The 25,769-nt window shown below is 66.9% G+C and carries 22 protein-coding genes and 1 pseudogene; 10 read left to right on the plus strand and 13 right to left on the minus strand.

Going from position 1 to position 25,769, the window contains the following annotated elements; genetic code table 11:
- Nucleotides 1-19: 19 nt before the first annotated feature.
- Entirely contained in the window at nt 20-1,486 is a 1,467-nt protein-coding gene (locus ACPUER_RS19585) for a PLP-dependent aminotransferase family protein (RefSeq protein WP_425131901.1), read from the minus strand.
- Nucleotides 1,487-1,812: 326 nt separating this feature from the next.
- Here ACPUER_RS19585 and ACPUER_RS19590 point away from each other — a divergent pair, with 326 nt between their 5' ends.
- Complete coding sequence (locus ACPUER_RS19590) at nt 1,813-2,469, plus strand: pyridoxamine 5'-phosphate oxidase family protein (protein WP_175958682.1); 657 nt, start codon at nt 1,813-1,815, stop codon at nt 2,467-2,469.
- A 124-nt stretch (nt 2,470-2,593) separates the two neighbouring features.
- Here ACPUER_RS19590 and ACPUER_RS19595 read toward each other — a convergent pair whose 3' ends face one another.
- The 7 genes and pseudogenes from ACPUER_RS19595 to ACPUER_RS19625 all read right to left on the minus strand — a co-directional run bounded on the left by ACPUER_RS19595 (nt 2,594) and on the right by ACPUER_RS19625 (nt 12,332).
- On the minus strand, nt 2,594-4,423 hold the full coding sequence (locus ACPUER_RS19595; protein WP_425131902.1) for a S53 family peptidase: 1,830 nt from the start codon (nt 4,421-4,423) through the stop codon (nt 2,594-2,596).
- A 687-nt stretch (nt 4,424-5,110) separates the two neighbouring features.
- Nucleotides 5,111-5,363, minus strand: a pseudogene (locus tag ACPUER_RS19600) (hypothetical protein); the annotation flags it as partial.
- A 314-nt stretch (nt 5,364-5,677) separates the two neighbouring features.
- On the minus strand, nt 5,678-6,289 hold the full coding sequence (locus ACPUER_RS19605) for an ankyrin repeat domain-containing protein (protein WP_425131903.1): 612 nt from the start codon (nt 6,287-6,289) through the stop codon (nt 5,678-5,680).
- 77 nt (nt 6,290-6,366) lie between these two features.
- The gene (locus ACPUER_RS19610; protein WP_425131904.1) at nt 6,367-7,902 is read right to left on the minus strand and encodes a catalase; all 1,536 of its coding nucleotides are present in this window, start codon (nt 7,900-7,902) and stop codon (nt 6,367-6,369) included.
- Nucleotides 7,903-8,127: 225 nt separating this feature from the next.
- Complete coding sequence (locus ACPUER_RS19615) at nt 8,128-9,615, minus strand: efflux transporter outer membrane subunit (RefSeq protein WP_425131905.1); 1,488 nt, start codon at nt 9,613-9,615, stop codon at nt 8,128-8,130.
- Between the two features lie 13 nt (nt 9,616-9,628).
- A complete protein-coding gene (locus ACPUER_RS19620; RefSeq protein WP_175958687.1) occupies nt 9,629-11,215 on the minus strand; it encodes an MDR family MFS transporter in 1,587 nt (528 codons plus the stop codon).
- Nucleotides 11,208-12,332 (minus strand): HlyD family secretion protein, encoded by a 1,125-nt coding sequence (locus tag ACPUER_RS19625; protein WP_425131906.1) that lies wholly within the window; start codon nt 12,330-12,332, stop codon nt 11,208-11,210. Before ACPUER_RS19625 ends, ACPUER_RS19620 begins: the two co-directional genes overlap by 8 nt.
- A 92-nt stretch (nt 12,333-12,424) precedes the next feature.
- Between ACPUER_RS19625 and ACPUER_RS19630 the strand changes: the two genes are divergently transcribed.
- On the plus strand, nt 12,425-13,255 hold the full coding sequence (locus tag ACPUER_RS19630; protein WP_425131907.1) for a CerR family C-terminal domain-containing protein: 831 nt from the start codon (nt 12,425-12,427) through the stop codon (nt 13,253-13,255).
- A 27-nt stretch (nt 13,256-13,282) separates the two neighbouring features.
- Here ACPUER_RS19630 and ACPUER_RS19635 read toward each other — a convergent pair whose 3' ends face one another.
- The 3 genes from ACPUER_RS19635 to ACPUER_RS19645 form a co-directional block, all read right to left on the minus strand.
- Nucleotides 13,283-15,769 (minus strand): mechanosensitive ion channel family protein, encoded by a 2,487-nt coding sequence (locus ACPUER_RS19635; protein WP_425131908.1) that lies wholly within the window; start codon nt 15,767-15,769, stop codon nt 13,283-13,285.
- A 367-nt stretch (nt 15,770-16,136) separates the two neighbouring features.
- Nucleotides 16,137-17,096 (minus strand): LLM class oxidoreductase, encoded by a 960-nt coding sequence (locus tag ACPUER_RS19640; RefSeq protein WP_425131909.1) that lies wholly within the window; start codon nt 17,094-17,096, stop codon nt 16,137-16,139.
- 105 nt (nt 17,097-17,201) lie between these two features.
- Entirely contained in the window at nt 17,202-17,339 is a 138-nt protein-coding gene (locus tag ACPUER_RS19645) for a hypothetical protein (RefSeq protein ID WP_244137168.1), read from the minus strand.
- Nucleotides 17,340-18,364: 1,025 nt separating this feature from the next.
- Between ACPUER_RS19645 and ACPUER_RS19650 the strand changes: the two genes are divergently transcribed.
- The 4 genes from ACPUER_RS19650 (at nt 18,365) to ACPUER_RS19665 (ending at nt 21,953) form a co-directional block, all read left to right on the plus strand.
- Nucleotides 18,365-19,261, plus strand: coding sequence for an NAD-dependent protein deacetylase (locus tag ACPUER_RS19650; protein ID WP_425131910.1), 897 nt, complete (start codon nt 18,365-18,367; stop codon nt 19,259-19,261).
- The gene (locus ACPUER_RS19655; protein ID WP_425131911.1) at nt 19,258-19,899 is read left to right on the plus strand and encodes a DUF938 domain-containing protein; all 642 of its coding nucleotides are present in this window, start codon (nt 19,258-19,260) and stop codon (nt 19,897-19,899) included. The genes ACPUER_RS19650 and ACPUER_RS19655 overlap by 4 nt, the downstream gene beginning before the upstream one ends.
- A gap of 97 nt (nt 19,900-19,996) precedes the next feature.
- The gene (gene gndA / locus ACPUER_RS19660; protein WP_425131912.1) at nt 19,997-21,409 is read left to right on the plus strand and encodes an NADP-dependent phosphogluconate dehydrogenase; all 1,413 of its coding nucleotides are present in this window, start codon (nt 19,997-19,999) and stop codon (nt 21,407-21,409) included.
- Nucleotides 21,410-21,608: 199 nt separating this feature from the next.
- Nucleotides 21,609-21,953, plus strand: a complete 345-nt coding sequence (locus ACPUER_RS19665; protein WP_034180037.1) for a DUF4148 domain-containing protein — start codon at nt 21,609-21,611, stop codon at nt 21,951-21,953.
- Nucleotides 21,954-22,066: 113 nt separating this feature from the next.
- Here ACPUER_RS19665 and ACPUER_RS19670 read toward each other — a convergent pair whose 3' ends face one another.
- Nucleotides 22,067-22,387 (minus strand): hypothetical protein, encoded by a 321-nt coding sequence (locus tag ACPUER_RS19670; protein ID WP_072439461.1) that lies wholly within the window; start codon nt 22,385-22,387, stop codon nt 22,067-22,069.
- 422 nt (nt 22,388-22,809) lie between these two features.
- Between ACPUER_RS19670 and ACPUER_RS19675 the strand changes: the two genes are divergently transcribed.
- Complete coding sequence (locus ACPUER_RS19675) at nt 22,810-23,541, plus strand: peptidoglycan DD-metalloendopeptidase family protein (RefSeq protein WP_425131913.1); 732 nt, start codon at nt 22,810-22,812, stop codon at nt 23,539-23,541.
- Nucleotides 23,542-23,599: 58 nt separating this feature from the next.
- Here ACPUER_RS19675 and ACPUER_RS19680 read toward each other — a convergent pair whose 3' ends face one another.
- The gene (locus tag ACPUER_RS19680) at nt 23,600-24,238 is read right to left on the minus strand and encodes a Pr6Pr family membrane protein (protein ID WP_175958696.1); all 639 of its coding nucleotides are present in this window, start codon (nt 24,236-24,238) and stop codon (nt 23,600-23,602) included.
- Between the two features lie 226 nt (nt 24,239-24,464).
- Here ACPUER_RS19680 and ACPUER_RS19685 point away from each other — a divergent pair, with 226 nt between their 5' ends.
- The 3 genes from ACPUER_RS19685 to ACPUER_RS19695 form a co-directional block, all read left to right on the plus strand.
- Entirely contained in the window at nt 24,465-25,001 is a 537-nt protein-coding gene (locus ACPUER_RS19685; RefSeq protein ID WP_175958697.1) for a cytochrome b, read from the plus strand.
- 163 nt (nt 25,002-25,164) lie between these two features.
- Complete coding sequence (locus tag ACPUER_RS19690; RefSeq protein WP_310140542.1) at nt 25,165-25,533, plus strand: DUF2946 domain-containing protein; 369 nt, start codon at nt 25,165-25,167, stop codon at nt 25,531-25,533.
- A gap of 35 nt (nt 25,534-25,568) precedes the next feature.
- Nucleotides 25,569-25,769, plus strand: a 201-nt coding sequence (locus ACPUER_RS19695; RefSeq protein WP_425131914.1) for a hypothetical protein, incomplete at its 3' end; no start/stop codon positions are given.

A 25,769-nucleotide genomic window follows, 5' to 3' on the forward strand; every position in this document is an offset into this window, starting at 1 on the left:
ACGATGCGTCGTGCTGCGCTCAGCACAGCGAGCAGCTGAGTTTTTCGATGACGTCCGCGAGCTGCAGCGTCGCTGTCTCGATCGTCGCGTCGGTCAGCCCGGAATATCCAAGCACGAAGCCGTTGTACCGGCGGCCGTCGCCGACGCCGTAGCTGCTCAGCGGCTGAAGCAACAGGCCATGCGCGGCCGCCGCGTGCGCGACTTCGGTGTCGTGCAGCGGCAGCGCGAGATCCGCTGACAGATGCATGCCGCCCGGGCTTTCACGAACGCTCAACGCGGTGCCGAGGTGGCGGGCGAGTGCCGCTTCGAGGCTGCTGCGCCGCGCGGCGTACAGCGCCCGCATGCGGCGCAGGTGCCGCGCAAAGAGGCCGGTGTCGATGAATTCGGCCATCGCCAGTTGATCGGCCGAATGGCCGCGATGGACGAGTTCGCGCAGCGTCCTGGTGAAGCGGTCGACCAGCACCGGCGGCACCACCATGAAGCCGAGCCGGAGCGCGGGAAACATCGTCTTGCTGAACGTGCCGAGATAGCAGACCGGCGCGTCGGCATCGAGGCCCTGGATCGCGGGGAGCGGCTGGCCGCCATGGCGGAACTCGCTGTCGTAGTCGTCCTCGATGATCCACGCACCGCATGCACGCGCATGCTCGACGAGCGCCGCGCGTCGCCGTGGGCTCATCAGCGCGCCGAGCGGGTATTGGTGCGACGGCGTCGTATAGATCAGCCGGGGCGGTTGGGCGCGCCACTGTTCGTCGGTCGGCGCCATGCCTTCGTGGTCGACCTCGATCGGCACGATATTCAGGCCGGTCGAGCGGAATGCCGTCCTGGCGCCGTTATAGCAGGGGTTTTCGAGCCAGCCGAATTCGCCGGGATTCGCGAGCATGCGCGCGCACAGCTCGAGGCTGCCCTGCGTGCCGTCGGTGATGAATACCTGGCCAGCTTCGCAGCGCACGCCTCGCGAAACCCGGATGTAGGCGGCTACGGCGCGCCGTAATTCGGGCAGCCCTTCGACCGGGCCGTACGCGAGCTGGGCGGGCTTGACGGCTTTCCATGCGCGCTCGATGCAACGGCGCCACTGGGCGACCGGGAATTCGTCGAGCGAAGGAAGGCCGGGGACGAACGGCAGCATGCGCTCGGGCTCGGGACGGGCGTTCTCCAGGCCGTGCACACGCTCGGCCAGGTGAACCAGGGCCGGGCTGTCGTCATTCCCGGCGCTCAAACGGCCGCATCCGTCCCACAGCGTGATCGTGCCGTTGCGCGTGGCCGCCACGAAGCCGTCCTCGGCAAGACGCTCGTACGCATAGACCGCGGAGTTGCGCGCGATGCCCAGCTCCGCCGCGAGCACGCGCGTCGACACGAGCCGCGTGCGGGGCGGAATCTGCCCGTCCAGCAGCATGTTGCGCAGGCTCCGGTACAGGGCTTCCTGCTGGCTGTGTCTTGTCGTGCCGTCCTGTCTGGAAAGCGACGAGATGAGCAGCGCGAGATCCATAGGCTGGTTCCAGAATTTTTCCTTGGGCTGGTTCTTTTTAAGAATCAACGCACATCGTATTGTTCGCGTTCTCGCGGCGCAGTCCCGTGCCGGGCGATTCGCAGCGGATTGCCGGTACGTCGGACGATCGTTGCAACCGCGTATTTTGATCGATTCGGCGCGCGACTGTCGATAAGTCGATCGACCCGTCGTTCGGGCGTGGATGCCGCACGATTCCGATTCGATTCATTTCGCAGTGCATAGATGTTTTCGATCGAATTCCGCGTGTTGCCGAAACGCGGACCGCTCGATGCGCGCCAGATGGCGCACGAACAGGAAAACCAGACATGAAAGACCATACCCTCATCTCTCCCGCATCCCGTACCACCATTCGCCGCCTGCCCGAACTGGCGAATCACGATCGAACGATGCTCCACCGCATCGTGGACGATGCGTACGTCTGTCACATTGCATTCGGCGACGGACACGACACGCACTGCATCCCGACCGCGCACTGGAGAAGGGGCGATGACCTCTATATTCATGGATCCAACGGGAGCCGGATGATCAAGGCGTTGTCTGCGGGCGCGCAGGCGTCCGTGGCGATTACGCTGCTGGATGGGCTCGTGCTGGCCAAGTCGGCCTTCAGTCATTCGATGAATTATCGATCGGCGGTGATCTACGGGCAGTTCGACACGGTGGAGGGTAGTGCGGAAAAACTCGCGGCGCTGGATGCCTTCATGGACAAGATCGCCGCGGGCCGCAAGCATGAAGCGCGACCGGGCAATTCGAAGGAACTCAACGCAACCAGCGTGCTGCGGATTTCCCTTGCGGAAGCGGCCGTGAAGGTCAGCGATTCGTTGCCGTCCGACAAGGAGGAAGATCTCGCGCTCGCCGTGTGGGCGGGAATTTTGCCCCTGAAGACGATGCGTGGTACGCCGGTTCATGCCGACGGGAGCGGCAGCGCGCCCGTGCCGGACTACGTCCGGAACTGGGCCGATTGAGTATCGCGGCAAGATCGGGATGTTTCGCAGAAAACCCGCGAGGCTTCGCGGGTTTTTTACGCAGTTGCATGCGGTTCCGGGCGCGCGATACGGCGCACCCGGAACCGCGTCGGTCATCGATCCATCAGCGCGCGAAATCCGACGTGCTCTGGATGAACGCGTTCAGCTTCGAGATGTTCACGCTGCCGAAGCCCGTCGTCGCGTCCCAGCCGGCCTTCGCCTTGTAGCCGTAGGTGCCGCTGCCGTTGTTGCCGGACGTGACGTCGTGCAGCAGCGCCGCGTTGGTCGGGAAGTACTTGTAGATGCTCGACGCGGGGAACCCGAGCGCATTGTTGTTCGCCGACTGCAGCCGCGCCCAGATGCCCGTGAAGATCGGCGCGGCGAGGCTCGTGCCGCCTTCGTTGTTCAGGTAGCCCGAGCCCCACAGCGTGTCGGACGTCTGGCCGTTCACCACCAGAATCGCGCCGGTGCGCAGGTCGGCGTCGAAACCGACGTCCGGCAGCGCGCGCTTGGTCGACCCGGTGAGGCTCGACGATTGCCACGACGGCGCGGCCTCGTACTTGCTGTATCCGCCGCCCGTCGACCACACGGTGCCCGGCTGCCAGCTCGGATCGTTCCAGACGATCTCGCTGTTGTACGCGTTGGTCGACGTATTGGTGAACAGCGTCGTGCCGCCCACGGCGATCACGTACGGCGACGTCGCCGGTTCGCTCACCGTGTAGGTCGAGCGCGACGGCGAGCCGCTCGCGCATTCGTACGCGCCATGGTCACCGGCTGACACGGAGAAGGTTTGCCCCTGCGCAACCGCCTGCTTAAAGATGGTGTCGTCGGTCGCCTGCGAGCCGGTGCTGTATGCGGACGATTCGCACACGCCGAGCGACACGTTGATCACCTTCGCGACGTTGTCCGTCACCACCTTGTTGTACGCGGCCGTGATCGCCGTGAGCGTCATCGACGGCGCCGCGTAGAACACGACCTGCTTCACGCTGCCGCCGGCGGCGCCGACGATCGACTGGCTGTCGAGGTTCCACTCGACGGTGCCGGACGTATCGGTATACGAACTGCCGGCCGGGCCCGTCTGCACGATGCTGCTGCTGATCGTGCCGAGGCCGTTGTTCGCGGCGAACGTATTGAGGTCGCTCACCGTCTGTGATAGGTCGCCTTCGGAGATGATGCCGACCGTGGTTTGCGAGGCCGTTGGCGTGCCGTCGCCGCCGTAGAGCGACGAGAATTCGGTCGGGTTGTGCGGCACCGCCGACGCGCCGGCCGGGATCGTCAGGTTGCTGGTGTTGCCTTGCGGCTTGCTGCCCGCGCCGGTATGCATCAGCTCGACGTTCTGCAGGCCGAGCACGGCGCCCACGATGCTGCCGATCGCGTTCGGCACTTGCGCTGCGTCGGTATTCGCGTAGACGCTGCGCCCGTTGCGCGTGAAGCGCTTGAGCGTCGTGCGGAACGCGGACTTGATGGTCGCCGCGGTGCCGGACGCGGACACCAGCAGCCGGTTCGGCGCGACCACGATGTTCACGAAACCTTCCTTGCGCAGGTGCGCGACGACGGACGCGACCTGCTGGTCGGTCGGCGCATATTGCGCGGCGAACTGCGCGGGCGTGAGGAACTGCCGGTAGTGCGGCGAGCCGGGCGTATGCAGGTCGCGCAGGTACTTGTCGAGTTGCGCCTCGTTGCGCAGGTTCAGCCCGAGCACGATGTCCACCGATTCGCCGGGCGCCATGTCGATGGCCGCGGCTGCTGCGGCGGCCGTGCTCGCGGCAGGCGCGCCGGCCACGCCGGCTTCGCTCTGCTGCACGAGCGGCAGGAACCCTTTGGTGCGCGTTTCCGTCCAGCCGGCTGCCGGCGCGGCGTGGGCGGTCGCCATGCCGAACGAAGCGGCCGCGGCGGCGCATGCGAGCTTGACGATGCGAATGTGCTTTTGTTTCTTGTCTGCAACCTGATTCATTTGAATTACCCCTCCGGTTGAACATCGAACGGCACGAACAACAACGGTCGACGGCGGTGCGGGTCGTGCACCGCCGCTTTCTGTCGCGCTCGCACGGTTGGCGCGGACGCGGCAGGGCCTTTCGCCCGATCCGGAAAGGTGGTTTCTTTCCGGGGGCGAAATACGGAAAACGCGGTAGCGGAAGGGCTGCACCGCGATGCGGGGCAGCCGCGCGGACATGACGCGGGCAGGATTGCTAGAGCAACAGCTTCGGTGTCCTGCTCATTTCATTCGATCCTTCGGCCCGCTGCCGGATGGCAGTCGTCCAATGAGATGCATCGGGATATTGCATGCGCCGGTGCGCGAACGACACGGCCGGCGGCGGGCACTTCGGTGCGGCGGAAGCGAAAAAACGTAGAGCGGAATCGATTGCGTGGTGAACAATTCGTCCGATTGCTTGAATCGGACGGTATCAAGAACGAAAGCGGAGTGTCAAACTTTTTTTGATTATATGAAACAAAATTAAATCGAATAACGCGCAATGATTTTGAAAAGATCGGCAGTATTTTGTAATTTTCGAGATCGCCTTCGCAGGTAATGCCAGAGGCGATTCGACAATCATTTCCGATTCGTTCTGTAATGGGTCGAGCGTTATCGAGGAAGTGCTCGACATCTTCGCCGGCACGGTCACTGCGCGCCACGCAGCCGCTAGCCGACACCGCGCATCACTTCGGGCATGCCCGGCGCGCCGGCCGGTTCGAGCTTCTTGCGCAGCCTGCTGATGTGGCTGTCGACCGTGCGTTCCATCGCACTCGCATCGGCCATGCACGCAGTCGTCCGCGCCGGAGCGCGATGCCTGCAGCCCGTCGAGGTCGCGGTCGAACGCGGTGACGACGACGACGGGCGTACGGCTGCGCTGCCGACGCTCGGCGAGCACGTCCCAGCCATTCTTTTGCGGCATCGCGCGGTACGGGGTCGAGCACCCGATCCGGGGCGGATCGCCTTCCATCGGCTGCTCGACGAGTTTTTCTGAAGCCGCAGGTGTTCACGGACGGTACGCGAGATTGCTTCCCTGTCTCGCGCTCCACCGTGATTTCGTAGTGGTCCTGCTGTTTTGGTGCGGATTATCGCGTTCGCTATGAATTCTCCGCGTCAGTCGCGCTCTCGCCATACATAGGCGAAACGATTCAGCATTTTCCTGTCCCCGTGCGATGAAACCGGCGGCACGACAGCACGGTGCGCAGGCATTGTTCGGACGGTTCGATCGGGGCCGCGCTACTGTCCGGCACCGGCGCGCCGCAGCGCATCCGCGGCTTCCGTGTTGTCGTGCGTCAGCGCGAGCCGCAGCAGCGACTGGCCGCGCCGATCGACATGGTTAGGATTCGCGCCATGCGCGACGAGCAGCGGGATCAGGTCGAAGCGATTGAACAGCGTCGCGAACCCCAGCGCGGTTTCGCCTGCGCCGTTCGTCTGGTCGATCGGGCAACGCGTGTCGATCAGGCGCCGCGCGATGTCGGGTTCGTTCTTGAAGAGGGCGCCCATCAGCGCCGTGTTGCCGTGGCGATCGACGGCACACGCGTTTGCGCCGGCCGACAGCAGGTAGTCGAGTGCGGCGGGCTGGCCGTCGTAGGACGCAAGTATCACGGCCGTATAACTGTGGCTGTCGGTGGCGTCGACGGGGTAGCCGGCATTGTGCAATGCACGCAGGATGTCGACGCGTCCGACGCGGGCAGCGTCGAACCAGTCGCCGTCATAGCGGCGCAGGGCGGCGGGATCGGCTTTGGAATACGCCGGTTGATCGGGAAGATTGGCGCAGCCGGCGATCGCGGCCAGCGCCAGGGCCGTTGCGGTCGCACGGATCGTGCGTGTCAGGCGTTCTGATCGCATGAGGATGTCCTGATGAAGAGATAAGGTCGACGTGCGCGGCGCAACCCCGCACGTCGACGGCGACCGGAGTCGCGGGATCAGTTCTCGCTCAGCTTCGCGGCGAGCGACTGCACCTGCTGAACGTTCGCGTGGACGGCTTGCGCGAGACGCGTGCCGTAGTCGGCGTCGGCCTTGTAGAAGTACGACAGCATCGCGTACTGGTTGTGCGCATTTGTCACCTTGCCGAGATCGCCGGACAGCGCGGTGATCAGGTCATCCCTGTCCTGCTGCGACAGACCGCGGTAGTACTCGCCCGCCTGACGGAACAGCAGCTTCTTGCGGATCGCTTCCTGTTGCGTCGTTCCGGCGAGCGTCGTGCGGACGGACTTGTACTGCGGATCCTGCGCAAGCTCGTGCAGTGTCGACGGCTCGTAGTTCACCTCGCCCTTGCGGTCGCCGGCGTTCATCTTGCCGTCCTGGTTGTTGTTGACCACCGGCACGACGGGCCGGTTGATCGGCAGGTCCATGTAGTTCGAGCCGAGCCGGTACAACTGCGTGTCGGCATACGCGAACAGGCGATCCTGCAGCATCCGGTCTTCGGACGGTTCGATGCCCGGCACGAGCCGCGATGGCGCGAACGCCGATTCCTCGGTCGACTGGAAGTAGTTGTCGGGCACGCGATTCAACGTCATCGTGCCGATCTTGCGTTCAGGGACACCGGTCCAGACCTTCGTGTCGTCCAGCGCATCGAAGTCGAAACGGTTCAGGTCCTTCGGCGTGAGCACCTGCACGTACAGATCCCACTTCGGGTAGTCGCCTTGCTTCAGCGCACCGTACAGGTCGTTCGTCATCATGTTCCAGTCGCGCCCAATCGACGCGGCGATGTCCTGCGGACGCAGGCCGTGCACGCCTTGCTGGCTTTTCCAGTGGAACTTCACGTAGTGCACGTCGCCGTGCGCATTGACGAACTTGAATGCATGCACGGCAAAGCCGTCCATGTGGCGATACGAATCGGGCATGCCGGCATTCGTGTACAGCATCGTCAGCATGTTCGTCGCTTCGGGCGTGTTCGCGAAGAAGTCGAATGCGAGGTTCGGGTCCTGCACGCCGGTCACGGCGCTCGGCTTGTTCGCGTGCACGAAGTCGGGGAACTTGATGCCGTCGCGAATGAAGAACACGGGCCAGTTGATGCCGACCATGTCCCAGTTGCCCTGTTGCGTATAGAACTTCACCGCGAAGCCGCGCGGATCGCGCGCCTGTTCAGGCGAGCCGCGGTAGCCCATCACGGTGGAGAACCGCACGAACACCGGCGTGCGGGTGCCCGGCATGAAGACCTTCGCTTTTGTCAGGTCCGAGATGTCGGCGCTCGGCACGAACTCGCCGAATGCGCCGGTGCCGCGCGCATGCACGACACGTTCGGGAATGCGCTCGCGATCGAAGCGCTGCAGTTTCTCGATGAGCGCGGAGTCCTGCAGGAGCACGGGGCCGGCAGGGCCTGCCGTCTGCGAATTCTGGTTGTCGCCGACAGGCGCGCCGGTGTCCCGGGTGAGTTCGGCGGCATGGGGAGAGGCGGAGAGTGCAACGCAGATCGCGGCGACTGCGTGCCTCAGCACGCGATGGGAGGATGAGGGCATGACGATGGAACTCCTTGAATCCGATCGGTGGTGGGGAAGCCGACTGAATTAGAAGATATCGTCAGACGAATGGCTAATTGATATTGGATATGTTTCCGATAGCCGCGGCGTCGGTCCGGGGCGGGCCCGGTCGATGCGGAAGGAGGGAACGAATATTGTTGCGCGTGCAATGAGTCATTGCGTTTCGAATGATGCCGCAGTCGTGCATGTATCCCGCAGGCGCCGTCAACCCGCGCCCGCCTGCCATCCGAGCCCGAGGCTCTTCTGCAGCGACACGTAATCCTTGATCAGCTCGGCTTGCCCGGCAATCACGTTCTGCTGCGCGGACAGCGCTTCGCGTTGCGTGTCGAGCAGGTCGATCATCGACGCGACGCCCGCGCGATAGCGTTCGTCCATCAGCGATCGGGAATGCACGGCCGACGTTTGCACCTTGGTGAGCGCAACGACGTGTTCGCGCTGGTGCCCATAGCGCTGCAGTGCGGTGTTCGCATCCTGCAACGCGCCGAGCACCGCCTTCCGGTAATTCGCTTCCGCTTCGTCGCGCGACGCTTCGGCCGCGAGCACCGCGCCGCGTGTGCGTCCGAAGTCGAGAATGTTCCATTGCAGGTACGGCGCACCGACCCACGTGAAGTTCTGCTTGCGCAACAGATGGCCGGGGTCCGTCGCACTGAAGCCGAGATCGCCGAGCAGCGTCACCTTCGGGAAATAGTCGGCGACATGCTCGCCGATCTGCGCATGGCTCGACGCGAGCCGGCGCTCGGCCGCGCGAATGTCGGGGCGCTGCTTCAGCAGTGCGGCCGGATCGCCGATTGCGACGCTGCCGGGCAGCGTCGGCAGCGGGGTGTCCGGTGTCGATAGCGCGGCGTCGAGCGCGCCCGGCGCGCGGCCCGTCAGGATCGCGAGCCGGTCGAGCGATTCCGTCACCTGCGCGTCGAGCGGGATCAGCGATGCACGCGTGTTCTCGACCAGCGTCGTCAGGCGTTCGATGTCCACATCGGCCGCGACGCCGCGTGCGCGGCGCTGCTGCGTGAGTTCGAGCATCTTCTGCTGCAGTTCGGCCGTGCGCTGCGACAGCGCCAGCCGCTGCTGCTGGTCGCGCAGGTCGACGTAGGCGGTCGCGACTTCGGCGGCGATCGACACCTGTGTGTCCGACAGATCCGCATCGACGGCCTCGGCCTGCGCGGACGCGGCTTCAACCGCACGGCGTGTGCCGCCGAACAGGTCGATTTCCCAGGTCGCGTCGAAGCCGGCCGAATAGAGTTGCAGCGGCCCGGAGCCGCCAAGCGACGGCGATGCGCCGCTTGACTGGTTCGAGCCGTTCGACGGCAGCAGCGAGCCGAGCGCGCTGACGTCCGGTTCGCGCATGCGGATGGCCGCAACGGTGGCCGACGATTTCGGCAATTGGGCCGCGCGCTGTTGCGAGAGCTGCGCACGCGCTGCGCGCAAGCGTGCCTGTGCAGCGTGCAGATCGGGGTTGTGCACGAGCGCGGCGGTGATCAGGTCGTCGAGCTGGCGATCGTTCAGCGCGTGCCACCACGCGCTCGGTGCGGGCGCGGTGGTGTCGACGCCGGATGCCGGCGCGCGCACGAAGGTCGGCGCATCCGGCGCGGCGGGCGCGCCGTGGTAGTCGGGGCCGACCGTGCAGCCGGCGAGCAGGCACGCGGCCGCGCACAGCGTGAGTGCAGGGCGGCGGAGCGGGGAGAAGGATTTCATCGCGTAAGACGGTTCAATGGCCGGACGACATCGGCTGCGGGCCGCGCGGCGTTCTCAGCAGCAGCGCGAGCGGCACGCACGCGAGCAGCGCGAGGCCCAGCAGATAAAAGGTTTCGGAATAGGTCATCACGACCGCCTGGATCTGGATCTGCTGCGCAAGCTGTCCGAGCGCACGCATGTTCGAATACGCGAGATCGCCGGTGTGCGCGAACCAGTTGGCCGCGTAGGCCGACAACCGGTCCTGCCCGATCAGCGAGTTCGCGCTCACCGATTCGCGGAGCGCGGCCGTATGGAAGGTCGTGCGCCGGTCGATCACGGTGCCGATGATCGCGAGCCCGATCGAGCCGCCGAGATTGCGCGCCATGTTGTAGAGCCCGGCCGCGTCGCCCGAGTCCTCGCGCGCGACGGCAGCCATCGACGCCTGGTTGAGCGGCATCATCGCAAGCATCTGCGCGACGCCGCGGATCAGTTGCGACCACACGAAGTCGTGGCCGACGCTCTGCGCGGTCAGGCCGATGTCGAGCATGCAGCTCAGGCAGAACAGCAGCAGCCCCGAGATCACGAGGATGCGGAAATCGACCTTGCCGAGCAGGCGCGGCAGGATCGGCATCACGAGAAAGGCCGGCAGGCCCGACAGCAGCATGATCGCGCCGGCCTGTTCCGCGTTGTAGCCGGCGACGATCGCGAGGAACTGCGGCAGCAGGTAGGACACGCCGTACAGCCCGGCGCCGACCGCGGACACGATCACGATCACGCTCGCGTAGCGCGGGTTGCGCATCAGCGACAGCCGCATGATCGGCCGCTTCGCGAAGCGCTGCGACAGCGCGATCAGGATCATTCCGGCGAGCGACACGGCGCTCAGCGTGACGATCATCTGCGATTCGAACCAGCGTTCGCGCTGGCCCTCCTCGAGCACGACGGTGAGCGAGCTCAGCCCGATCGCGAGACCGGCGATCCCGAGCCAGTCCGCGTTGAAGAACGTAGTCCATTGCGGGCGGTCCGACGGCAGCCCGAACCACAGCAGCGCCATCAGCAGCAGGCACACGGGCAGGTTCAGGAAGAAGCACCAGCTCCAGTTCACGTTCTCCGCGAGCCAGCCGCCGAGCACGGGGCCGAACAGCGGCCCGAGCAGCACGATCAGGCCGAACAACGTCATCCCGACCGGTAGCTGCGACAGCGGCAGCCGCGTGCGGATGATGGTCTGCGCGGTCGGGATCAGCGCGCCGCCCGTGAAGCCCTGGCCGATCCGGCCCGCGATCATCATCGGCAGCGAATGCGACCAGCCGCACATCATCGAGAACGCGATGAAGAGCGCGGAGTTCGTCAGCAGGAAATTGCGCAGCCCGAACACGCGCGTGAGCCACGCGGCAAGCGGGATCATCACGATTTCCGACATCAGGTAGCCGGTCGAGATCCACGTGCCTTCGGTGCCGGTCGCGCCGATTTCGCCCTGGATCTGCGGCAGCGCGGAGTTCGTGATCGAGATGTCGAGCGTCGCCATCAGTGCGCCGAGCGCGCCGGCCGCGACCGCGATCCAGTCGGTCACGCTCGCGCGGCCTTCGTGCGGCGGCGCGGGTGTCGTCGCGGGCGTGTCAGCCATGGCGCTTCTCGTCGCGGGCCGAACGCGTATCGACGTCGACCGTCACCGACAGCCCCGGCAGCAGCATGCGCTGCGCGCGGGCATCCGCGGCGAGGCGGATGCGCACCGGCACGCGCTGGACGATCTTCGTGAAGTTGCCGGTCGCGTTCTCGGGCGGCAGCAGCGCGAACTGCGCGCCGGTGCCGGGCGCGAAGCTGTCGACGACGCCGGACAGCGCGCCGTCCGGCAGCGCGTCGACGTGCAGTGCGACGGGCTGGCCGATGCGCATCTGGCCGATCTGCGTTTCCTTGAAGTTCGCGACGAGATAGATCGCGTCGACCGGCACGACGGTCAGCAGGCGCGTGCCGGGCTGCACGTACTGGCCGACGCGCACCGTGCGATCGCCGACGCGGCCGTCGAGCGTGCTGCGCACGATCGTGTTGTCGAGGTCGAGCTGCGCTTGCGCGGCACTGGCCTGCGCGGCCTCGAGCTGCGCGCGCGCCTGCCGGAGCTGCGCGGTGAACGACGCGATCTGCGTGCGGGCGGCTGCGCTCGACGCGTTGTTCGCGGCGAGCGTCGCGGCTGCCTGGTCGCGCGTGCTCTTCAGGTCGGCGACGCGTTCGTGCGTTTCGGCACCGGTCGCCGCGAGCGGCGCATAGCGCGCGTATTCGTCGCTCGCGTGCCGCGCGTTGATCTGCGACACCTTCGCCTGCGCGTCGGCCTGTTCGAGATTCGCGTGCTGCTGGCTGATGTCGGCTTCGGCGCGCGCGATATCGGCGCGGCGCGCGTCGACGGTCGCGAGCGATTGCGCGAGCGCAACCTGGTACTGGCGGACGTCGAGCCGCACGAGCGGATCGCCGGCCTTCACGGCCTGGTTGTCGCGCACGTAGACGTCGGTGACGTAACCGGCGACCTTCGGCGCGGCAGTCATGCTGTCCGCCTGCAAATACGCGTCGTTGGTGCTTTCGATGAAGCGGCCGACCGTCCACCAGCGGCCGAGCCAGACGGCGGCTCCGAAGGCCGCGAGCACGGCGACGACGAGCAGGATGCGTCGCTTCGATCCGTGGGTTCCGTTGCGCGGCGTTGTTCCGGCTTCCTGACGATTTACTTTCTGTGGCGGATCTTGCAACGTCGACATGCGGGCATCCAATTTATTCCAGGTGGAAGAATTATTCCAGTTGCTAAAATTGTGTCAAGTAGAATGTCGGTCGATCGAGTGACGAGGAAGGCATGAACGAAGCGAAGAAGCTGCGCCGCACGTCGGCGGGCGGCTACGCGCGCGGCGACGAGACGCGCCAGCGGATCATCGAGGCGGCGATCGAGCTGTTCGGCGAACGCGGGTTCGCGGGTGCGTCGACGCGCGAGATCGCCGCGATGGCCGGCGTGAACGCGCCGGCGCTCCAGTACTATTTCGAGAACAAGGAAGGCGTTTACCGCGCGTGCGTGGAGACGATCGCCGAGCACGGCTGGGCGGTGTTCGCGCCGGCGGTCGGCCATGCGTGGGCGATGCTCGATGCGCACGCTGACGTCGACGTGCTGATCGACGCGTTCATCGCGCTGCTGCGCGCGCTGTCGGACCGGATGTTCACGGCGCCGAAGACGATGAACCAGCGGATGTTCTTCGCACGCGAGCAGGGCGGCCAGGAGCCGGCGAGTGCGAGCGAAATCCTGATGAAGCGCATGCGCAAGCCGCTCAACGACGTGAGCGCCGAACTGATCGGCCGCATCTCGGGGCGGCCGGCCGACGATCCCGTCACGCGGTTGCGCGCGCTGAGCCTGTTCGGGCAGATCACGGTATTCCACATCGCGCAGCGGTCGGCGCTTCAACTGCTCGAATGGGAAGCGTTCGACGGCGAGCGCGCGGTGCTGCTGATCGAGACGATGGCCGACCAGACGCGCGTGCTGCTCGAACAATGGCATGCGCAGCGCGACGCGTGTGCCGCTGCTGAAGCCGGTACGAAGCGGGGGCAGCGTGCTGCGGCGAAACGCACGGCGAAGCCGGGTGCGTCGACGCCCGCGGCGGCAAGCACGCGGCGCGTGAAGAAGCCCGCCGCGCGTTGAGCGCGGCGCGCCGTTAGCCGCAGCCGGTCAGCCCGGCTTGCGCTCCGGTTCGCCGGCCGACGGCGGCCGGGCCGCCGTTGCGGCGGCATTGCCGTTGCGGGTGTTGCTGCCGCTTTCGCCTTCGTCCTCGCTTTCGCCGTTGCCTTCCGGCCGCGATCCATCCGCGTACGCGACGAGGCTGCGTTGCGGATTGGCGATCCGGATGCCGCGTTCGCGGAACGTCTCCGCGATCCGCCGGTTGAATTCACGCTGCACGCTCCAGCGCGTCGAGTCCGTGCACTGCATCTGCCCCGCGAGCGCAACGGCCGCGCCGTCGACCTGGTCGATGCCCCAGTAGCTGAAGTCGGACAGGATGCCGTCGTGGTACTGCGGATCGTCGCGCAATGCGGTGCCGATCTCCTTGAGCGTCGCGATCGCGCGATCGATGTCCTCGCCGTACGCGATGCTGACCTTGACGGCCGCGTTGCCGAGCCCGCGATTCGTATTGTTGACGGTCGTCACCGAACTGAACGGAATCGTGTACAGCGACCCGTCGCCTGCACGCAGCCGCACGGTGCGGATCGACAGGTATTCGACCGTGCCCGACACGCCGGCGAGCGTGACCCAGTCGCCGACCTGCATTGCGTTTTCCATCAGCAGGAAGATCCCGGTGATGAAATCCTGTACGAGCTTCTGCGAGCCGAAGCCGAGCGCGACGCCGAAGATGCTGGCGCCGGCCAGCAGCGGGCCGACGTTTACGCCGAGTTCGCTGAGGCCCGTCAGCACGACGACCAGCGCGATCATCACGAACAGCAGCGAGCGCAGCATCGGCAGCAGCGTGCGCAGCCGCGCCGCGCGCACGAGATTGCCTTCGCGGGTCCAGCGCTGCAGGCGGCGCTCGATCGCGATGTTCGCGGCTTCCCATACGACGAGCGCGACGATGGCCGCGATCGCGATCGTCACCAGCGCCGACGCGAGCCGGTGGCCGATCGTGCCGGTCTCGAACGCGCTGAAGATCGGCACGCCCCAGATCTGCAACAACAGCACGACGGTCACGATGCCGATCGCGCCCGATACGATACGGCGCAGTAGCGGGTAGTAGCGGTACGCATGCAGACGGACGAGCGTGCGGTCTTCGTCGCGGCGCTGGAACAGCCGCGCGAGCGCGCCGAACACGACGATCGACACGATCCGCATGCCGATCATCGCGGCGATCGAACGGCCGCCGAGCGTGATCAGCACGCGGTAGCCGTTATGGACATCGAGCGCCCACACGAACCACAGCGCCATCACGATGAATACCGACACGGGCGCCCAGGCGTCCGCGAGCGCGTTGCCGATTACCGCGAAGGTCGGCCGGTCCGCGCCGGCTGCACGGATCCGCGCAGCGACCGGCCGGCGGCACCGCAGGATCAGCGCCGCGATCATCACGTGCCCGACGAGCGCGACCGCTTTCAGCAGCGCGACGTGACCGGCCTCGCTGAGGCCGATGTTCGCGGCGATCTCGACCGCGGCCGTGCACACGCCGATCACGATCACGATCCGCGCGATCGAGCGTTGCGCGAAGTCGGCCCATGCATCGCTGATGTGCAGCAGCCGCAATTGCCGCGCATCGGGCTGGAAGAACAGCCGGCTGACGATCGTGACGAGCCGGCCGATCGCGTAGATGTCGATCAGCGATTCGAGCGCGGATTCGATTGGCGTGCCTGCGTCGCCGATCATCGACATCGTCAGGCTCGCGACGCCGACGAACACGAGCAGCGGCACCGCGCGCAGCGCGAGGCTGACGAGCGCGCGCGGCATCCGGTGCAGCAGCGTGGTGTGGCGCTGCGCGTCGCCGCGGCCTTGCGATGATGTGGGTGCGGTGTCGGGAGCGTGGGCGGCGTCGGGCGGAGCAGATGATTCCTGCGGCGGCGCGTTGTCGTCGTCGGATGTGACGGCATCGGGCGCGGTGCTGCGCGCCGAGTCGGCGCGCCATGCGGCCAGCGCGGCCAGCGCGCGCCGCAGCAACCGCTTCGCGAACCATTCGAACAGGAACGCGGGCACGAGCACGGCGACGATGAGCCAGATCGCGTGCGCGAGATCGGCGCGCTCGTCGGCGCGCACCAGCTTGTCATGCCACCAGCTTCCGACCGAGCCGACATCGAGCAGCGAGCGCAGCGATTCCTTCAGCGCGCTGCCGATTTCGGTGGTCCAGCGCGCGCCCTGGCGGACGAGCATCGACGCGAGCCCGTTCGACGTGAGCGCGGCAGGCGCGGAGGCAGCCGACGCGCCGCTGGCCGCAGCCGCTTCGCTTGCCGTGACCGCGGGCGCGGGCGCGCTCAATGCGCCGACGGCCGCGATCGCACGCAGCGTCGTTTCGACCTGGGCGCGATCGCGCGGGTTTTCGAGCACGTCGAGTGCCTGCCGGGCCTGTTGCGGCGTCAGCGCGGGCGCGGTGCCGGAAGCGGCCGACGCGGCGGCCGGTGCGGGAGCGGCCGCATGCGCGGCCGAGACGACGGCGGCGAGTAGCCAGCCGAGGAGGAAATGTCGCATGGGTAGGCATGCGGGCGCGCATCGGCGCGCGGCCCGCGGAGCTGAACGATGGACGGAAGTTAACATGATCGCGATCGGAACCGAATAGTTCCATCGACGAATATTCGAATCGGGCATACGCGAGGCGGCGCGGGCGTTTGCGGCTTGTTCGTGCCTGTAGACAGTCCGATATGCGGACACGTCCTTTTTATCGAATCGTAAGCGTCCTGTAACGCGTGCTTGTTGGTGCCCCGGCGTGCAGATGTGAACCGGGAACGGTTTTTGAACGCGAATGGCGCGTCGTTACGCGAGCGTTCGCCCGATCGTGAACAAACGACGATCATCGCGACACGCACGTCGTATTTGATGGTTTCGTATTCCTGAATAATCACGCCTGCCCGTCATGAAAAACCGGCAACACATGCTCGGCGAGTTCTTCGATGACCTCGCGCACGGGCCGGTCCGATCCCGGATTCAGCGTGACGTGATGCGTGCCTGCCGTGCGCATATCCCGCAGGATGTCGACCAATGCGCGGCGCCCGGTGGCATAACCGAGCGACAGCGCGGTGGCCGGCGCATCGGGATGCGCGGCGAGGTCGAGCCGCATCGACACGCCGAACGCGCGAAAGGCCGGCGATGCGAGCCGGTCGACCGCCGCGCGCCACATCGAATAACGGGCGCGCTGCGTGTCCGGATCGCGGTGGTACGTCATCCAGCCGATCGAGTGCCGCGCGATCCAGTCGACGCTTTGTCCGCCCGAGCCGACCGCGAGCATCGGCACCGCGTCGTCGCCGCGCGGCAGCAGCGTGAATTCGGGCGCGTCGGGCGGCGCTTCGTCGGGCAGCACGCGCGACGGCACACCGAGCGCGGCCGCGACGACGTCCCAGTGTGCGCGATAGCGGTCGCGCCGCGTTTCCGCATCGACGCCGAACGCCGCGTATTCAGGCGGCCGGTCACCGGAACCGAGCCCGAGGATGAAGCGTCCGCCCGACAGCGTCGCGACCGACAGCGCGCCTTTCGCGATATGCAGCGGATGACGCAGCGGCAGCACGATCGCGCCGCTGGCGAGCGCGATCCGGCGCGTGCGCGACGCCAGTGCACCGAGCAGCACCCACGGGTCGAGGTGGCCGACCGGGTCGGGATAGTCGGCGCTGTTCAGCGGCACGTCGCGAATCCACAGCGCGCGAAAGCCGAGCGTATCGGCAAGCGCCGCGAGTTCGAGCTGTTCGTTGAAGTCGGCGACGATATTGCCGCTGCGAAGCAGCGGCAGCGTGAGGCCGATCGACAACTGCCCGGCCGAAAAGACGCGGCGTGCGACGTCGGCGCGGGCGAGGGCGTGCGTGGTCATGTCGAATCCCTGGAGGCGGTGCAAGGCGAACGCGCGGCGTTCCGTGTCCGAATGCTAGCGTGTTTGCGCCAGGCAGGAGCGGGGCGGCCCGCGCCGAGCACGGCGCTACGCGATCCGCAGCGTCATGCCGCGCAGCGCGAGGCCCAGGCGTGACGCCACGCGTTGCGATGCGCGGTTGTCGCTGTCGGTGCTGTAGAACAGCGTGCGGTAGTCGATATCCAGCCAGTCTTTTGCGTCAGGCATGCGTCGAGTATGGGTTTCCGGTCAGGCGGCGGAGAGCCGTGCGAAGGGCACGCGTCCTGTCATGCGTGCACCGCCACTGTCGGGCGATTGTAAGACGACTGCTGGCGGCGCGCAGGAACAACGTCGCGATGCCAGCCCGGGGCCGGTGTGGCAAGCCGGCAGGCAAGGCCGCCCGTCGTTGCTCCGGTGGGCGTTTCAGTTTCGAAACGTTCGCGTTCCTCGCCGGTGCACGATCCCCGTCGAAGGCCTTGCATCGGCCCGCGCGGCCTTGCGGCATGAAGCGTGGTGCGCTCCTTGCATATCTGTGCGTGCCGTGAGCGCGATCGCAGGCGCAGTCGGGCCCGGCGATCGCTTCAGTGGGTCGGACGTATCGAATACGGGGACAAGAGAATGAAAAGAGACCGAACCGCAACGTGTCATGTTGCAAATATGAATCGCCGACCTGCCAGGGTATTCGCTTCGCCGTTGATCGCGGCGACGTGAGCGCGCGGCTTTCCGTTCCATCCGGGCAATCGGGTTCGTTCCGAACGACGGCGTGCATGCGTGACGCACGAGGCCGACCGGTGCCGGTCGGCCGTCGGGGATGAACCGCGAATGCATGCGGATGGCCCCGGCCTGGATCCCGGATCGTCATTTCGCGGCGCAACGCGAGTCGTCGTGCGGCGGATGCGTTCGCGCGCCGCGCATTGCGTCGGCGTGACGGGCCCGAAGAACCGGATTGCACGGGAAAGCCGGTGGCGCAACGATGCGTGCGGCATCGCGGAACACGCGTAGTCCAGGGGAAGCGTTCGCCATTCTCAGCGCGGCGGACGCCACAATATTGTGCTGTCAGTTGATCCACTACCCCGATGGATCAATTGTTGAAGCGCCCATCGCCGAGTGGCTGATGGGCGTCTTTTTTTTGTGCGCGGGTTTGTCGTGCGGGCCGCCGGCCGGATCGCGCGACGTTCTGTATCATGTGCTGGCGCGCGGGCCGCTCGTGCGGTCGCACGGCTGGCCGGCGCGCCCGCTCACGCGTTGCCAACATGAACGATCAAGCCTTGCACGACCCCTCATCCGCTTGTGTCGAGCCGACCGCGCTCGACGCGCTGCACACGTTTGTCGAGCGTCATCCGCGCCTGCTCGTGCTGACCGGCGCGGGCATCAGCACCGATTCCGGCATTCCCGGCTATCGCGACCGCAATGGCCAATGGATGCGCTCTCCGCCGATCCAGCTCCACGAATTCCTCGGCTCCGACGCGGCGCGGCGACGCTACTGGGCGCGCAGCATGATCGGCTGGCCCGTCGTCGGCCGCGCGCAGCCGAACCGGTCGCACGACGCGCTGGCGCGGCTCGGCCGCGCAGGCCGGATCGAGCGCCTCGTCACGCAGAATGTCGACGGCCTGCATCAGCGTGCGGGCAGCGACGACGTGATCGAGCTGCACGGCGGGATCAACGGCGTGACGTGCCTCGAATGCGGCGCGCATCATGCGCGCGCGACGATCCAGAACGTGCTCGAAGCCGACAATCCCGATCTGCTGGGCGCACAGGCCGAGCCGGCCGCCGACGGCGACGCGCACCTCGAATGGGCCGCGCTCGACACGTTCCGCATCCCGGCGTGTCCCGCGTGCGGCGGCCTGCTGAAGCCGGCGGTCGTGTTCTTCGGCGAGAACGTGCCGCGCGAGCGCGTGACGCTGGCCGCGCAGGCGCTCGATGCGGCCGATGCCTTGCTCGTCGTCGGGTCGTCGCTGATGGTGTATTCCGGGTACCGCTTCTGCGTGTGGGCGCAGGCACAGCACAAGCCGGTTGCCGCGCTCAATCTCGGTCATACGCGCGCCGATCCGATGCTGACGCTGAAGGTCGAGGCGCAGTGCGCACCGGCGCTCGACGCACTCACCGCGCGGCTGGGCTTCGCGGGCAACGCACCGGAGCACGCATCGTGAGCGGCCCGACATCTTCGCCCGATCCGTCCGCGCGGCTGTCCGCGCCGGCGGCCGAACGCAATCGCGGGCCGATCCTCGACGTGTTGCGCCGCGTGCTGCCGGCGACCGGCAGCGTGCTCGAAATCGCGAGCGGCACGGGGCAGCACGTCGTCCATTTCGCGCAGGCGTTGCCGGGCCTGCGCTGGCAGCCGAGCGATCCCGACGCGCACGCGCGGCGCTCGATCGCCGCGTGGATCGCGCATGCGGGCGTCGCGAACGTTGCCGGGCCGCTGGCGTTCGACGTGCGCGACGCGTCGTGGCCGGTCGACGCGCTCGACGCGATCGTCTGCATCAACATGATTCACATCTCGCCGTGGGCCTGTACCGACGCGCTGTTCGCGGGCGCGTCGCGCCTGCTGCGGCCGGGCGGCGTGCTGTTCCTGTACGGCCCGTATCGTCGCGAGGGCCGGCATACGGCGCCGTCGAACGAAGCGTTCAACCTGCAGTTGCGAAGCCGCGACCCGTCGTGGGGCGTGCGCGATCTCGAAGCCGTCGTCGCGCTCGGACTCGATCGCGGGCTCGACTGCATCGAGGTCGTCGAGATGCCGGCGAACAACCTGAGCGTCGTGTTCCGGCGGCTTCCGCACGCGGAACAATGACACGCAAGCGCGCATCGCCGCCGGGTTTCCACTATCCTTTCGCCTGTGCGCGCGGCCCGGGTCGGGTCGCGCCCTGTTTTTTCCGGAGAATTGACTAATGGGCAAACAAGCAATCGGTGTGATCGGGCTCGCGGTGATGGGCCGCAATCTCGCACTCAATATCGAGAGCCGCGGTTACGCGGTGTCGGTGTACAACCGCAGCCGCGAGAAAACCGACGAACTGATCGCCGAATTCCCCGGCCGCAACCTGGTGCCGACCCATACGCTCGAGGAGTTCGTCGCGTCGCTCGAAACGCCGCGCCGGATCCTGATGATGGTGAAGGCCGGTGAGGCGACCGATGCGACGATCGCGTCGCTCAAGCCGCTGCTCGAGAAGGGCGACGTGCTGATCGACGGCGGCAATACGCACTTCACCGACACGATTCGCCGCAACCAGGAACTCGCGCAATCGGGCCTGCATTTCATCGGCACCGGCGTGTCGGGCGGCGAAGAGGGCGCGCTGCGCGGCCCGTCGATCATGCCCGGCGGCCAGCGCGACGCGTACGACCTCGTCGAGCCGATCCTCAAGCAGATCGCCGCGAAGGCGCCGTCGGACGGCGAGCCGTGCGTCGCGTACATGGGCCCGGATGGTGCGGGCCACTACGTGAAGATGGTCCACAACGGCATCGAATACGGCGACATGCAATTGATCGCCGAAAGCTACTCGGTGCTGAAGAACGTCGCGGGCCTGACCAACGACGAGCTCGGCGCGGTGTACACCGAATGGAACCAGGGCGAGCTCGACAGCTACCTGATCGAGATCACGTCGAAGATCTTCGGCAAGAAGGACGAAGAGACCGGCAAGCACCTCGTCGACGTGATCCTCGATCGCGCCGCGCAGAAGGGCACCGGCAAGTGGACGAGCCAGAACGCGCTGGATCTCGGCGTGCCGCTGCCGCTCATCACGGAATCGGTGTTCGCGCGCGTGCTGTCGTCGCTGAAGACCGAGCGCGTCGCGGCCAGCACGATCCTGTCGGGCCCGGCTGCCGCGCCGTTCGACGGCGATCGCGCGGCGTTCGTCGAAGCGGTGCGCCGCGCGCTGTACCTGAGCAAGGTGATCTCGTACGCGCAGGGCTTCGCGCAGCTGCGCACGGCGTCCGAAGAGTACGGCTGGAATCTCGACCTCGGGACGATCGCGAAGATCTTCCGCGCGGGCTGCATCATCCGCGCGCGCTTCCTGCAGAAGATCACGGATGCTTACGCGAAGGATCCGGCGCTCGCGAACCTGCTGCTCGATCCGTACTTCCAGGACATCGCCGCGAACTACCAGGCATCGCTGCGCGACGTCGTGGTCGCCGCGGTGAAGGCCGGCGTGCCGGTGCCGGCGTTCGCGTCGGCGGTCGCGTACTTCGACAGCTACCGTTCCGAGCGGCTGCCGGCGAACCTCGTGCAGGCGCAGCGCGACTTCTTCGGCGCGCACACGTTCGAGCGTACCGACAAGCCGGGCAGCTTCCACGCGAACTGGTCGTAACCGGCCCGCGGGGCGCATTGTTGCGAAAATCTATTCTTTGAATAGGGTTTTTCTATCCCGGATGCCGACATTGTTGGCTCCGGGGAAACAGTGTTTTCGCTCTTTCATGGTTTTCCCTAGGGGACGTCGGGACTAAACTCTGTTCCATCGCTGCAGACATGGTGTGTGCGGCGGAGCAGAAAAAATCCCGGAGGTAATCATGAAATCGCTGATCGCAACGTTCGCTGCAGCTGCTGTCCTCGCCGTTCCCGCCGTCTCGTTCGCCCAACAGAACGCGCCCGTTACCCGTGCGCAGGTGAAGGCCGAACTGGTCCAACTGCAACAGGCCGGCTACAAGCTGGGCAGCGACCGCACGGACTACCCGGCAGGCATCCAGGCAGCTGAAGCTCGTGTGAACCCGCAACAGAACGTCGCCGCCGCCGACACGACCGGCTATGGCGCGCAACCGGCCGCCGCGCAGGAATCCGGCGCTCCGGCCGCAGCAAAGACCGGCTGGCAAGTCAAGCGTATCGCTGACGGCGCACCGGTCTACAAGGGTCGTTAATGGCGCGGCCGCCCCGGCGGCCGAACCCGACCCCATGTAGTACAAACAGCCCGTCGTTCCGCAAAGCGGAACGACGGGCTGTTTTTCATTGGTGGCGCGTGTCGCGGCGGCGGTCAATGCAGCGGGCGCGTGCCGCGCCCGATCTCCCGGAACAGCGCTTCCGCCGGCTCCAGTACCTGCAGCCACGTTTCGTCGTAGCCGCTCAGCGTGTCGAGCGCGTCGCGCAGCCGCTCGATCGCGAGGACCGGCAGCTCGACGCTGTGGCGCGTGGCGCCCGTCAGGTGCGCGACGCTCGCCAACTGGACGAGTGCATCGGCCGCCTCGGCGACGTCGGTCGCGAACAGCAGGTGCCGGTTGAGCAATTCGACCAGGCCGCTGGAACCGGCGAAATCGTCCGCATTGAGCTGCACGGAAAGAAACGTCGCATTGTTCATTGTCATGCTCCTCGTTGTCGTTGGATTACGCTGCGCATCACCGAGTATAGGCGGCGATCGAAGGGGAAAATGTGACGGAGCCGAGACGGCAGACGGCTGCGACGCGGGCGGAAGACCGGCGGCTGGGCCGCCGGACGGCCCGCGCGGTGCGGTTCGCGGGCCGCCGGCCCGCATCGGCGAGGCCGCAAGATTGTTGCCGGAACCTGCGCCTGTCGCGGTCCTGACCGCGACAAATGGTATCTTTGCCGGTCGGAGCGACGCGAAAAAGGGGCCGGTGAGCCTGTTCGCGCCGACGTTCCGCTGTGGAAACTGACGGCCGCGAGAGCGGTCGGATACTGGTTGGTCCGGCCGTCCGGCCGGACATCGTGCGTCGCGCGCCGGAGGGCGGTGGGCGGCGCAACGACGCAAATCCGGGAGGACCCTTGAGAAAAACTATTCCCATCCACGATTCGCTGGCGCACTGGCTGCCGCAGGCGGCGCTCGTCGCCGCGGCCGTCGCGCTGTCGGGCTGTACGCTGACGCCGTGGACCGACAACTGGCAGCCGGCGCGTTCGTCGGCGCCGATGTCGGCCGCGACGCCGGGCGTGATCGCAGGCTATTACCGCGTGAACCCGGGCGACACGCTCGCGGGCATCGCGAACGCCTACGGGCAGCGCGTGCAGGACGTGGCGAGCTGGAACCACATGGCGCCTACCGACGCGGTGTCGCCCGGCCAGGTGCTGCGCGTCGCGCCGCCTGCCGCGACGTCATTCGGGCAGCCGCCCGCGGCGGCCGCGCAGCCGGGCTCGCTCGCATGGCCGGCCACGGGCGTCGTCACGGCGCCGTTTGCGGCCGGCAAGACGCGCGGCGTCGTGATCGCCGCGTCCGGGCCCGACCGTTCGGTGCGGGCCGCGGCGAACGGGCGGGTGGTCTATGCCGGGTCCGGCGTCAAGGCGTACGGCCCGCTCGTGATCCTGAAGCACGACAACGGGCTCATCACGGCCTACGGTCACAACGGCAAGCTGCTCGTCAACGAAGGCGACGCGGTGCGCCAGGGCCAGCCGGTCGCCGAGATGGGCACCGACGCGAGCGGCCGTTCGACGTTCGAGTTCGAAGTCCGCCAGAACGGCAAGGTCGTCGATCCGATGAACTTCCTGCCGCGCAACGGCGGCTGACGAGCCGCATCGCCGCGTGTGCGCCGGGCGGCGCACACGCTCCCGCCTTCTTTCGCCTTCATCCTTCCTTCAGCGTCGCGGTGTCGGACTGTCTCGCGTGATTGCCGAGCCAGCGGATGCCCAATGCGAGCGCCGCCGCGCCGAGCGCGATCAGCGAGCACTGGATCGCGACCGGCAGGTAGCCGTGCGGCCGCGGATCGACGAACGGGTAGGGATACCAGTTCTCCAGCGCGCCGCGCACGAGCGTATAGCCGAGATAGACGACCGGAAAACCGAGCCACGCGAACGCGCTGCGCCGTGCGATCGGCGAGCGCGGCTCCACGTACAGCCAGTCGCACAGCATGACGAGCGGCACGATCCGGTGCAGCACCCAGTTGTTGAACGCCGGCGTGACATGGCGCAGCGCATCGAGCCGCGCGAGCAGGAGTTCGTAGACGATCGCGGTGATCAGCACGTACAAAACGGCCGCGCCGCGCATCGATTCGTAGCGGGCCGAGCCGGGGCGCGCGATCCGCCAGAGCCCCGCGGTCAGTATCGCCGACGCATAGAGGCTGCTCAGTTGCGTGAAATAGCTGAGGAAGTTGCCGAGATGGACCGCGGGCATGCCCCAGTAGCCGGCGATGCTGTGCAACGTCGTGGACACCGCGAGCAACGCGGCGGTCAGCCGGTAGGCCGCAACGAAGAACGCCTTGCTCATGATGCGCGCGCAACGTCGACACCAAAGCTTCATCGTGCCACAGCCGTTCCCGTGCGCGATGCGGATTTTCCATATGGCAGCCGCGCGGTGCGTGTTGACGATTGGTCGGATATTTGACCGCGCCGAGGGAAATCGGGCGCCCGTGCGGCTACAATCGTGGCAGCTCTGCCGGGCGCGGAGCCCGTTGCGGCATGCGCCCCTCCCCGCATACAACACGAGACGACGCATGAAAAACATCCTCGCGAAACAGACGCGCTACAGCTCGCCCGCGATCTTCTTCCACTGGGCCATCTTCCTGCTGGTGGCGCTGGCGTACCTGGCCATCGAGATCCGCGGGCCGAAAGGCAGCGACAGCCGGGTGTTCTGGATGAACGTGCACCTCACCGCGGGCACGTTCGTGCTCGTGCTGTCGGTGCTGCGTGTGCTGTGGCGGGTCGTCAGCCGCGTGCCGGAAGCCATTCCGCAGGCCGCGCTGCTGCGCTGGCTCTCGAAGCTCGCGCATTTTGCGCTCTACGTGTTCATCATCGCGCAGCCGCTGCTCGGCATCATGATGATCAACCTGGGCGGCAAGCCGGTGTCGCTCGACTGGCTCGGCGTGTCGTTCACGCTGTTCGGCCCCGACAAGGCGTTGCGGCCGACGATCAAGGAAGCGCACGAACTGATCGGCAACGCGTTCTACTTCGTGATCGGCCTGCATGCGCTGGCCACGTTGTACCACCATTTCATCCGGCGCGATAACGTGCTGCGGCGCATGGTGCCCTGATCGCCGCACTCCGGACGCGCGCAGCAGGCGGGGGGGGGGGGGGTTTTTTTTTTTAAACACCCGGCCCCCCCCGCTTCGTTTACCGTCATCCGCGGCTGGCCATCGAGGCGAACATTCTGTAACATCTCGGCTGTTTTTACATTCCGATTACTCGCCGCCGCGCATGCTGCACCGACATCGTCACCTGACCGCCTGGCTTGGCGTGCTCGCGATCTGGTTCGCGATCGCGGCGCCGCTGGTGTCGCAGTGGCGCATCGCGCAGGCGGCCACGCCCGACGCGATCGTCTGCAGTGCAGAGCATGGCGCGCATCGGTCGCCCGATGCGGGCCGCATGCACGATCATGCGCTGCATCTCGATGCGTGCGGCTATTGCGGATTCTTCGCGCACAGCCCCGCGATCGGCGCGCCTGCCGCCGCGTCGTTCGCTTCCGTTTCCGTCGTTTCCGTTTCCGCCGCCGCGCCGCCAGCCGTCGCGGCGCGCGCCGACCGCTATCCGCGCGCGTATCCACGCGCACCGCCCGAGCGCGCCTGACGCGCTGTCTTCCGTTCTTTCCACCGCCGATATCCGTGCGGCCCGTCGAGGCCGCGTGGAGGGCGTCACTCGGGCTTTCGATCATGACCATTTTCCAGTTGCGTGCGCCGCGGGCGTCACGCAATGCCTGTGCGCGGCGCGTGCCGCGCATGTTGAAACTCACCGTTCCCGCGCTCGCCGTCGGCGCGCTGGCCGCGACCGCCGCCGCGGCCGAAACGGCGCGCGCGGCCGGCGCG

Origin of the sequence: Burkholderia sp. DN3021 (genome assembly GCF_049805555.1) — a bacterium.
Taxonomy (GTDB): Bacteria; Pseudomonadota; Gammaproteobacteria; order Burkholderiales; family Burkholderiaceae; genus Burkholderia; species Burkholderia pyrrocinia_C.